Consider the following 9,421-nt stretch of genomic DNA (forward strand, 5'->3'; position numbering starts at 1 on the left):
TATTTTCAGTATAGTTGAGCTTATTATTGACTAGAGTCATGCTCACACAAATTAGCCTGGATCACCTCTCGATATTGGGACTTGGGCTTAACGCCCACCAACTGGGCCACCAGCGTCTTGTTTTTGAAAAATTGCACCGTCGGGGTGCCCGCCACCCCCCCTGCCTCTGCAATCTCCGGATCTTTCTCAATATCGATCTCCACCACGTGCAGCTTGTCCGAGAACTCATCGATGATCTTGTTCAAGATCGGCTTGAGGGCATGACAAGGGGCACAGGTGGGGGCGGTGTACTTGACCATGAGCAGGCGATCGCTTTCGTGGTAGAGTCGCCGCAGGGCATAGCTCCCCTCATGGCAAGTCTTGCTGAAGTCTAAGTCATCCTGTCCATTCTCCTCAAAGCTGGCCTCCTCAACAGCAGGATCCCCAGCAGACTCTGCCGCAGAAGTCGCAGCAGGGCTGGGTTCAGGATGGCTTTGGGGAAGGACGTGATACTCCTGGGCCAAGCCGTGTTCCGAGAGCCAGCGCTCTGCCAACATGGCCGCCATACAGCCAGTGCCGGCAGCGGTAATCGCCTGACGAAACTCGTGATCCTGCACGTCGCCGGCGGCAAACACCCCCTCCACACTGGTGGCCACGGATCCCGGGCGGGTGACGATGTAGCCGACTTCATCCAGTTCCAGTTGTCCTTTGAACAAGTCGGTGTTGGGCTTGTGGCCAATGGCATAAAATAGGCCACCCACTGACATCTCGCGTATTTCGCCGGTTTGGTTGTTCCGCACTTTCACCCCGGTCAGGCGCAGGCCGTCGCCCATCACTTCCACCGCCTCGGTGTTCCAGTGCACAGTGATCTTGGGGTTGTTGAGAACACGATCCTGCATGGCCTTGCTGGCCCGCATTTTGTCGCTGCGCACCAGCATGTGCACGTGGGATCCAAACTTGGTCAGGTAGGTGGCCTCCTCACAGGCAGTATCGCCGCCGCCGATCACCACCAATTCCACCCCTCTGAACATGGGCATAGCCCCATCGCAGACAGCACAAGCTGACATGCCCCGGTTCCAATAGGTCTCCTCTCCGGGCAGGTGTAGGCGCTTGGCTGTGGCCCCGGTGGCGATGATCAGGCTGTGGGTGCGCAATTCCCGCTCGTCAGAACGGACGACAAAAGGCCGCTGGCTTAAATCGACGAAGGTGACATCTTCAGTGTAGAGTTCCGCCCCCCACCGCTGCGCTTGGGCTCGCATGTTCTTCATCAGTTGGGGGCCGGTGATGCCCTCGGGAAAGCCCGGAAAGTTTTCCACCTCGGTGGTGGTCATCAGTTGCCCGCCCGGGATCCCGCCCGCCTGGAACCCCTCAAACACAACCGGCTTCAGGTTGGCACGCCCAGCGTAAATGGCTGCTGTAAACCCAGCAGGGCCGGAGCCGATAATCACCACATTCTCAACCCGACTTTGCTCTGTCATCCGATGTCTCTCCTTCTGCAATGGGAATAAAAGCCAAACTCATAACGACTACGCTTTAGCTTAACACCCCTTGGCGAACCGGTCGAGGCCGAGGCCTATTAGCCTCATTTTCGCTCGCCTCAGGCCATTGGGGCCTTTTTTGCCCATCCCATAGGGTTATCTCTGCCCAGAGGTTGGCCAAGTGGCGGCCATTGCCCAAGTTTTGGATCCCCAACACCCAATCCCGGTTGACCCAAGCCAGAAGGAAAAGAGGTGTCTGAGATGGCCAGCAATTTGGTCTTGGTCAGAAAGCGGAGCTCAAATGAATTTTGTATCAGAAACTACAAAATACCCGTGTTGGCCTTTCTAGGATGAGTGAGCGTTTTTGGCCTGTCTGGGTCGAAGCGTGGGGATCACCTGCTGGGATCCCATTTGTTTCAGCCACAGTTCCCCCAGTCTTAACCGCAACCCAATCAGGAGAGAGTAATGGCATCCACGCCCCAAGAAGTGCTTCAGATGATCCAGGACAACAACGTCCAGATAGTGGATCTCAAGTTTGTGGATATCTTTGGCACCTGGCAGCATGTTTCCTTCCACACCTCGATGATCAAGGAAGAAACCTTCACCGAGGGGCTTCCCTTTGACGGATCCAGTATCCGGGGCTGGAAAGCGATCAACGAGTCGGACATGTACATGGTGCCGGATCCCAAAACGGCTTGGATCGATCCCTTTCTGGAGGTGCCCACCCTCAGCATAACTTGCAGCATTGTTGAGCCGCGCACTGGCCAGCCCTATAGCCGCTGTCCCCGCAGCCTTGCCGCCCGTGCCGTTGCCTATCTGCAATCGACGGGCATTGCCGATACGGCTTACTTCGGGCCGGAAGCGGAGTTTTTCATTTTTGAGGATGTTCGCTTCGACCAGACCCAAAACTCGGCCTACTACTTCGTGGATTCCATCGAAGGTCGCTGGAACTCGGGCCGCGAGGAGAAAGGTGGCAACCTGGGCTACAAGCCTCGCTACAAAGAGGGCTATTTCCCGGCCCCGCCCACCGATGCCCATCAAAACATCCGCACCGAGATGCTGCTGACCATGGGCAAGTTGGGGGTGCCCATCGAGAAGCATCACCACGAGGTGGCTACCGGCGGGCAAGGGGAGTTGGGCTATCGCTTTGCCGATCTGATCACGGCTGCCGACTACATGATGGTTTACAAATACGTGATCCGGAACGTGGCCCGCAAGCACGGCAAAACCGTCACCTTCATGCCCAAGCCCCTATTTAACGACAACGGCACTGGCATGCACACCCACCAGTCCCTCTGGAAGGATGGCCAGCCCCTGTTCTACAGCGAAGGCACCTATGCCAACCTGAGCGAGACAGCTCTCTACTACATCGGTGGCCTGCTCAAGCATGCCCCGGCAATCCTGGCCTTCACCAACCCCACCACCAACTCCTACAAGCGCTTGGTGCCCGGCTTCGAGGCGCCGGTGAACCTGGCTTACTCCCAGGGCAACCGTTCGGCTGCCATTCGCATTCCGGTGACCGGCAACAATCCCAAGGCCAAGCGTCTGGAGTTCCGCTGCCCGGATGCCACCTGCAACCCCTACATCGCCTTTTCGGCCATGCTGATGGCTGGCCTGGACGGGATCAAGAATAAGATCCATCCCGGCGAGCCCTTGGACAAAGATATCTACGATCTGGAGCCGGAAGAGCTGGCCAAGATCCCTTCCACACCCGGATCCCTGCTGGATGCTCTGGAAAGCTTGCAGAAGGATCATGCCTTCTTGCTGGAGGGAGGCGTCTTCACCGAAGATCTGATCCAGACCTATATCGAGTACAAGATCGACAACGAGATCAACCCCATCAATCTGCGGCCTCACCCCTACGAGTTCGCCCTTTACTTCGACGCCTAAGCGGTGTGGCCGATTCTGCAGCGGGATCCCTGATGGGATCCCGTTTTTTTCCGAGGAAATAGCACCCCTCAATTGTGGATCCCTTGGGCAACTTAGCTACTTTTGGTCAACAGCACCTCGTGCCAGCGTTGAAGCGTCCTGTGCCGTCCATCGACCTGAGGAAGCTCAACCCAGAAACCAAAAAGGGATCCCCAGCCGGGATCCCTTCTCGCTGAGCTCATGCCAGAGCATCAACAGTTACGGGCAGATCAGCTCATGCTGACACGGCTACGGTCGTAGTTGAGCCGAAAGGTGGGATGCACTTTTCCTTGGATGCGGTTCCAGAAGTTGCGCACGTTGACATGCAGGCCAATCTGCTCTGTACCGCGGAGCAGCATGGATTGCTGGCGAATCCGAATCAAGCGTTGATGGCTCATCATCAAGCGGCGAGACAGCTCATCCAAGACATGAGAACGGCCATTAGCAGCCACCGGGGCAGATGCCTCTGCCGTCTGAACGGGTTGAGCCGGCCCTTCGGCCGCCTTGAGATGATGAGCAACACCCCGATAGAGCAGGTCAAGGTTGGTGGGCAAAACCACCGGCTTGCTCAGGTGGCGGAACCGCCAGTCCAGCCCCCGGTAACGACCCCCCACTTTGCCGGGAGAAACCGCTGCAGTTGCAGAAGAGGGGGTGTAATCGACGCCACGGTAAAAGAGTGCCATGATCTTCGCCTCCAATGAGTTGAGTTTTCATCCGTTCGCCTTCTCCTGAGAGACAAGAGAAGCCACACGGTTACCAGAAGAGTTGAGGCGCGTTCCTTCGGGATATCTCCCTACTTCCGTCCTCTGGCCGTGATGTCGCTCTACCTACATTAACGAGCCGCCCAGCACGCGAGAGGATGAACGATTTCTATCTACATTCTGTATTATAAGCTACGGTTTTGAGGTATTGCCAGCAACTTTTAACAAAAATTTCCACTGAGTTTCTGGCCAGCTTCCTCTAATCGGGACTAGTCAGCCGGGATCCCTGGGGGAAGTAAGGTGCAGGGCTTGGGGCCAGGTTCTCCACTCTGTCCGAGATGCCAGAGGAAGCATTATCGTGGAAGAATCCTCAGGATTGGCTACAAAAGTTCACATTCCTTGGTGGGTGCCCTGTGCAGGAAGACTTTCGTCTGATTTTGGACATTGTGACGGTATTGGCGGCAGCGGCAGCAGGTGGATTCTTGGCTTCGCTGCTGAGGCAGCCGGTGTTGCTGGGCTACTTATTAGCCGGGATCTTAGTGGGGCCCACCGGGCTGGGGTGGATCAAAGAGTTGGTTCAGGTGGAAACCTTGGCCCAGTTTGGGGTGACCTTTTTGCTGTTCACCTTGGGGGTGGAGTTTTCCCTGAAAGAATTGCGCAAAGTGCGGGGGATCGCCGTTGGCGGAGGCATTTTGCAAATTGGCCTGACGATTTTGATCACGGCGGTGCTGGCGGTGGTCAGCGGCTGGTTGACGCCGGTGCAAGGGATCTTTTTGGGGGCCGTGCTCTCCTTGTCCTCGACTGCCGTGGTGCTGAAAAGTCTCACTGAGACCAACCAAATGGGCACTCCCCAAGCCCAGGCCATGCTGGGGATCCTGATTGTGCAAGATTTGGCGGTGGGGCTGATGTTGGCGGTGTTGCCGGCTTTGGACTCTCCCCTGCCGGAGCTGGCAGGATCCCTGGCCAGGGCCTTGGCAGAAATCGGCTTAGTGGGGCTGGGGGCGGTGGTAGGCGGGATTTGGCTGGTTCCCGGTTTCCTGCGTCTGCTGGCTCAGCAGGAGAGCAAAGAGGTGTTTCTGCTGGGGGTGATCAGCCTCTGCGTGGGGATTGCCCTGTTGACGGAGCGGCTGGGCATTTCCAGCGAGATTGGGGCTTTCATTGCCGGTCTGATGATCTCGGAGGTGGAGTACGCCGACCAAACCCTGGACTATGTAGAGCCTTTGCGAGATGTGTTTGCTGCTCTCTTTTTTGCGGCCATCGGCATGCTCATCGATCCCAGCTTTATCCTCGGCCATCTGTTGCTGATCCTGGGGCTGGTGGGTCTGGTGATGGTGGGCAAGTTTTGCATCGTGGCTCCCTTGGCGCGGCTGTTTGGTTACACTCTGCCGGCAGCGGTGGTGGTGGGGCTGGGCCTATCGCAAATCGGCGAATTCTCCTTTGTGCTGGCCAGCGAGGGGCAGGCTTTGGGATTGGTGTCGCGGCAGATCTATTTGTTGATTGTCAGCACCACAGCCGTTACCCTTCTGCTCACTCCCTTTCTGCTGAGGGGCGCTCCTCGACTGTTTTCCGGGCTACACGGGATCCCCTTCTTGGCCCGCTGGTTGGAATCGGGCGAGCGGCCCCGCGCTTTGGCCCCCGATGCTCCTCAACAGGGGCACGTGGTGGTGTGCGGCTATGGGCAGGTGGGGCAAGACATTGTGCGCATTCTCGAAGCCCGTCGTCACCCCCTCTTGGTTATCGATCAGTCAGAACGGGTGATCCAACACCTGCGTTCCCGTGGGATCCCTTACCTCTACGGAAATGCGGCCAGCCCGTTGGTGCTGGAGAAAGCTTGCCTGCCCCAGGCCCGCGCCCTGGTTATTGCTCTGCCGGATCGCATGAGCATCCGCCTCTGCCTGAAACGAGCTCTGGAGTTGGCGCCGCAATTGGATGTGGTGGTGCGAGCTACCGACAAGGAAGACATCGAACAGCTCTATCAGTTGGGGGCCAGAGAAGTCGTCCACCCCGAATTCGAGGCCAGCCTGGGGCTGTGCAGCCATGTGTTGCTGGAGTTGGGAGAACCCCCAGACATCATTCAGCAGGAGATCCTGGCCATTCGCAGCAGCCACTACCGCGATCTGCGCCCTCTCCACCCCAGTTGTCTGATCCCCGCGCCTGTCAGTTGGCTGACACCGCCGGCCCCACCTCCCTCTCCCCCCCTCCCCGCCAATGCCAACGGCAGCCACGACAGCCACCCACCTGAGTCTGTGCTGGCCTGGTGGGAACGCTGGCAGCGGCCTGTTCAACCCGAATGGGCAGGGATCCCTGGCTCTGCCGAGTAGAGATTTGCACCTCAATCTTCGTAGTATCCTGCAAACTGGAGGTGTGGCCACTGCAAGTTGCAAGCCTCGGGACAGTTCCCCCGCTGCCTTTGCGGATGGAGACGCTGGGAGGTTTTCCAGAGGCAACGGAAAGGGTCCTCGGCGTTGCTCGGCACTCTGGGGGGAGGGGTGCCCCATCTGTTTCTGGCCTAGGTTGCCATGCCGACCGTTAACTATCTGCGCATCAGCTTGATCGATCGCTGCAATTTCCGCTGCCAGTACTGCATGCCTGACGAGGCGGAGTTGACGTGGCTGCAAGCCCCAGAGCGTTTAACGGATGAGGAAATCCTCACGTTGGTTCGAGAGGTGTTTTTGCCGTTGGGGATCGATTGCTTTCGCCTCACCGGCGGCGAACCCCTGCTCAGGCCGGGGCTGGAGCACCTCATCCGGGCTCTATGCAGCCTGCCTGGGGTGAGAGATGTGGCCCTTACCACCAACGGCTTCAACCTCAGCCAAAAAGCTCAACTCCTCTATGAAGCGGGGTTGCGCCGCATCAACATCAGCTTTGATTCCCTCAACCCCGAGACCTTTCGACTGATCACGGGGCGGGATCGCTGGCGGCAGGTCTGGGCCGGGATCCAAGTTGCCCACCAAGTGGGGTTTGATCCCCTCAAGTTGAATGTGGTGGTGATCCCTGGGCTCAACGAATCGGAAGTGGAAGATCTGGCTGCCCTTACTCTGGAGCGACAATGGCATGTGCGCTTCATCGAGTTTATGCCCATTGGCAATGCCGCCCTCTTTCAACAGGCCGGCTGGGTGGAGTCTGAGGTGCTGCGACAGCGAATTCGCGCTCGCTTTGGCCTGGAACCTGGGTTTGTGGCCGGCAATGGGCCGGCGGATGTGTTTCGAATCCCGGGGGCAAAAGGCACCTTGGGCTTTATCAGCCAGATGTCGGAGTGCTTTTGTAATCGATGCAACCGCATGCGGCTATCCAGCGACGGTTGGCTGCGCCCTTGCCTGCTCAACGAATCCGGCCAAATCAACCTGCGGGATCCGCTGCGAGCTGGGATCCCTGCCGAAAGGCTAAGACAGCAGGTGCGAGAACTGCTGGACATCAAGCCGGACATCAACTTCAAAGGACGGGACACCGGCAGCCAGGGATCCTACCGGCGCACCATGTCTCAGATTGGCGGCTAGCGGGGATAAGGGATCCGCAAAAGCTGGTTGACCGGTGGGTGGGCCACCTGCAACTGTTTCCCATCCGGCCACTGGATCTGGATTTCCTTGACCCCTGTTTCGGATCCCAGGCCAAAGTGGGCCACCGGCTCCATCTGACAGAGGTAGCCGCTGCCGGCGTCGATGGCCTGGATCTGGGTACGGGTGGAGGTGAGCAGCCTTACCAACGCGCCGCGGGCCGGGGCTCCCTGGCGGGTGAGGGGCAGAACTCTCAGCCAGTTGTTGGCATTGGCCTGAGGGCGATAGAAGCTGAGAGGCTGGGCGCCAGACTCCCCATGGGCAATCAACAATTCTAGACGACCGTCCCCATCCACATCGGCCACCGCTGCTCCTGTCCCCAATCCCTGCGGCTCGGCAGCATCTCCAATGTCGATGGCTTGCCAACGGCCTGAGCGCCAAGCAAACAGACGGTTGGGCTCGCCGATGTTGTTGAAAAACAGCTCCGGATAGCCGTCGTTGTCGAAGTCGGCAGCGATGACTGTGCGAATGCGGGAGGGCCTAGCCAACTCCGGGGGGGCTACATCCTTAAAAAAACCGCCGGGGGCCTGGATCCAGAGGCGATGGGGGCCTTCCCAGTTGCCATAGAGCAAATCCAGCCGTCCATCCCCATCCAGATCCACCGCCGCCACGCCGCGCCCATGCTCGTCGGGATCTGCTAGGCCCACCTCAGCGGCAATCTCTTCAAAGGTGCCATCTCCCCGGTTGCGAAACAGAAAGTTAGGTCCCTGCTCATTGACGGCAAAAATGTCCATCCGCTGCGAGACCAAGGGCACGGCCACCAACCCCCGCCCGCCCGTCACCCGATTGAGTCTCGCTTCTGGCGCCACATCGGCGATCATTTGGTTAGGGCCCAACTCGTAGAGGCGCATAGGGCCGCCGTAGTTGGCTACGAAAAATCCATAGCTCCCCTGGCCAAGACGATCCACACAAGCTACAGAGCGACCTGCGGTCAAGTTGAGGGCATCTTGGTTTTGCGGCAGGGAGAACAGGTCCACCCAGGCGGATCCCTGCCAGTCGAAGAGGCGATCCCCAAAGCGCTTGCGCCCGCCGAAGGTATCGGTGTTCAAGACATAAAGTTCTTCCTGCCCGTCCCCGTCAAAGTCGGCGGCAGCCACCCCAATTGCCATGCGCCCTGCATCGGCCAGGGTGTCGTCTGCTTGATCCACCAGGGTTTGCCCATCCCACTTCAAGACTCGATTGGAGCCGCGGAACCCGCACACAAACAGCTCAAAGGCCCCATCCCGATCCAAATCGCAAGCGGCAACCCCGTAGAAAAGGGCAGGTGGGTTAAAGCGGATCTGCGAGCTGCAATCTTGGAACATGGGGATCCCATCGGAGAACAATAGGAACTGGTGGAGCTTCCAGCTCTGATGGTATGCTGGATCTTCGCTGGAACTTCCCCTTCAACCATGCCACGCATCAAATCTGCCATCAAGCGCGTTCAGATCGCAGAGCGGAATCGGCTGCGCAACAAAGCCACCAAAGCCATGGTGCGCGCTCTGATGAAGAAAGTGATCTCCCTCTCAACTGCCTATGCCGCCAACCCACAGCAAGAAACTCTGCAGGAAATCCAGGCGGCGATGAGTGCTGCTTTCAGCCGCATTGATAAAGCTGCCAAAACCGGCGTCCTGCACAAAAACACAGCCGCTCGTCGTAAGGCTCGGCTGGCCCGGATTGTGAAGCTATCTGTGGCTTCCTCGGAAAAATCCCAGGCTGAGGCTTTGGGTGGGCGTGATTGACTTCTCCTGCTGCTTCGGAAGTGGTGCTTGTGCGGGATTTCAGCTAGAAATCGCAGGAGCCCCGCACTGTACCCGTAGGG

At 58.3% G+C, this 9,421-nt stretch carries 7 protein-coding genes and 1 riboswitch; of the genes, 4 read left to right on the plus strand and 3 right to left on the minus strand.

Annotation, left to right across the window (positions count from 1 at the left end):
* Positions 1-23: 23 nt before the first annotated feature.
* Positions 24-1,457: a thioredoxin-disulfide reductase gene (gene trxB, locus NW843_RS08995; RefSeq protein ID WP_414522729.1), complete on the minus strand. Its 1,434-nt coding sequence runs from the start codon at positions 1,455-1,457 to the stop codon at positions 24-26.
* A 465-nt stretch (positions 1,458-1,922) separates the two neighbouring features.
* Here trxB and glnA point away from each other — a divergent pair, with 465 nt between their 5' ends.
* Positions 1,923-3,347: a type I glutamate--ammonia ligase gene (gene glnA / locus NW843_RS09000; RefSeq protein ID WP_414342228.1), complete on the plus strand. Its 1,425-nt coding sequence runs from the start codon at positions 1,923-1,925 to the stop codon at positions 3,345-3,347.
* 248 nt (positions 3,348-3,595) lie between these two features.
* Here glnA and NW843_RS09005 read toward each other — a convergent pair whose 3' ends face one another.
* Positions 3,596-4,048, minus strand: a complete 453-nt coding sequence (locus NW843_RS09005) for a DUF4278 domain-containing protein (protein ID WP_011434342.1) — start codon at positions 4,046-4,048, stop codon at positions 3,596-3,598.
* A gap of 86 nt (positions 4,049-4,134) precedes the next feature.
* Positions 4,135-4,233, minus strand: a riboswitch (Glutamine riboswitch).
* Positions 4,234-4,479: 246 nt separating this feature from the next.
* Between NW843_RS09005 and NW843_RS09010 the strand changes: the two genes are divergently transcribed.
* Positions 4,480-6,387: a cation:proton antiporter gene (locus NW843_RS09010; RefSeq protein WP_414422116.1), complete on the plus strand. Its 1,908-nt coding sequence runs from the start codon at positions 4,480-4,482 to the stop codon at positions 6,385-6,387.
* Positions 6,388-6,585: 198 nt separating this feature from the next.
* Positions 6,586-7,563: a GTP 3',8-cyclase MoaA gene (moaA, locus tag NW843_RS09015; protein WP_414522731.1), complete on the plus strand. Its 978-nt coding sequence runs from the start codon at positions 6,586-6,588 to the stop codon at positions 7,561-7,563.
* Here the strand turns inward: moaA and NW843_RS09020 are convergent.
* A complete protein-coding gene (locus NW843_RS09020) occupies positions 7,560-8,924 on the minus strand; it encodes a CRTAC1 family protein (protein WP_414522732.1) in 1,365 nt (454 codons plus the stop codon). The genes moaA and NW843_RS09020 overlap by 4 nt on opposite strands.
* Positions 8,925-9,011: 87 nt before the next feature.
* Here NW843_RS09020 and rpsT point away from each other — a divergent pair, with 87 nt between their 5' ends.
* Positions 9,012-9,341: a 30S ribosomal protein S20 gene (gene rpsT, locus NW843_RS09025; protein WP_414331315.1), complete on the plus strand. Its 330-nt coding sequence runs from the start codon at positions 9,012-9,014 to the stop codon at positions 9,339-9,341.
* Positions 9,342-9,421: the final 80 nt, after the last annotated feature.

Origin of the sequence: Synechococcus sp. R5-12 (assembly GCF_047502655.1) — a bacterium.
Taxonomy (GTDB): domain Bacteria; phylum Cyanobacteriota; class Cyanobacteriia; order Thermostichales; family Thermostichaceae; genus Thermostichus.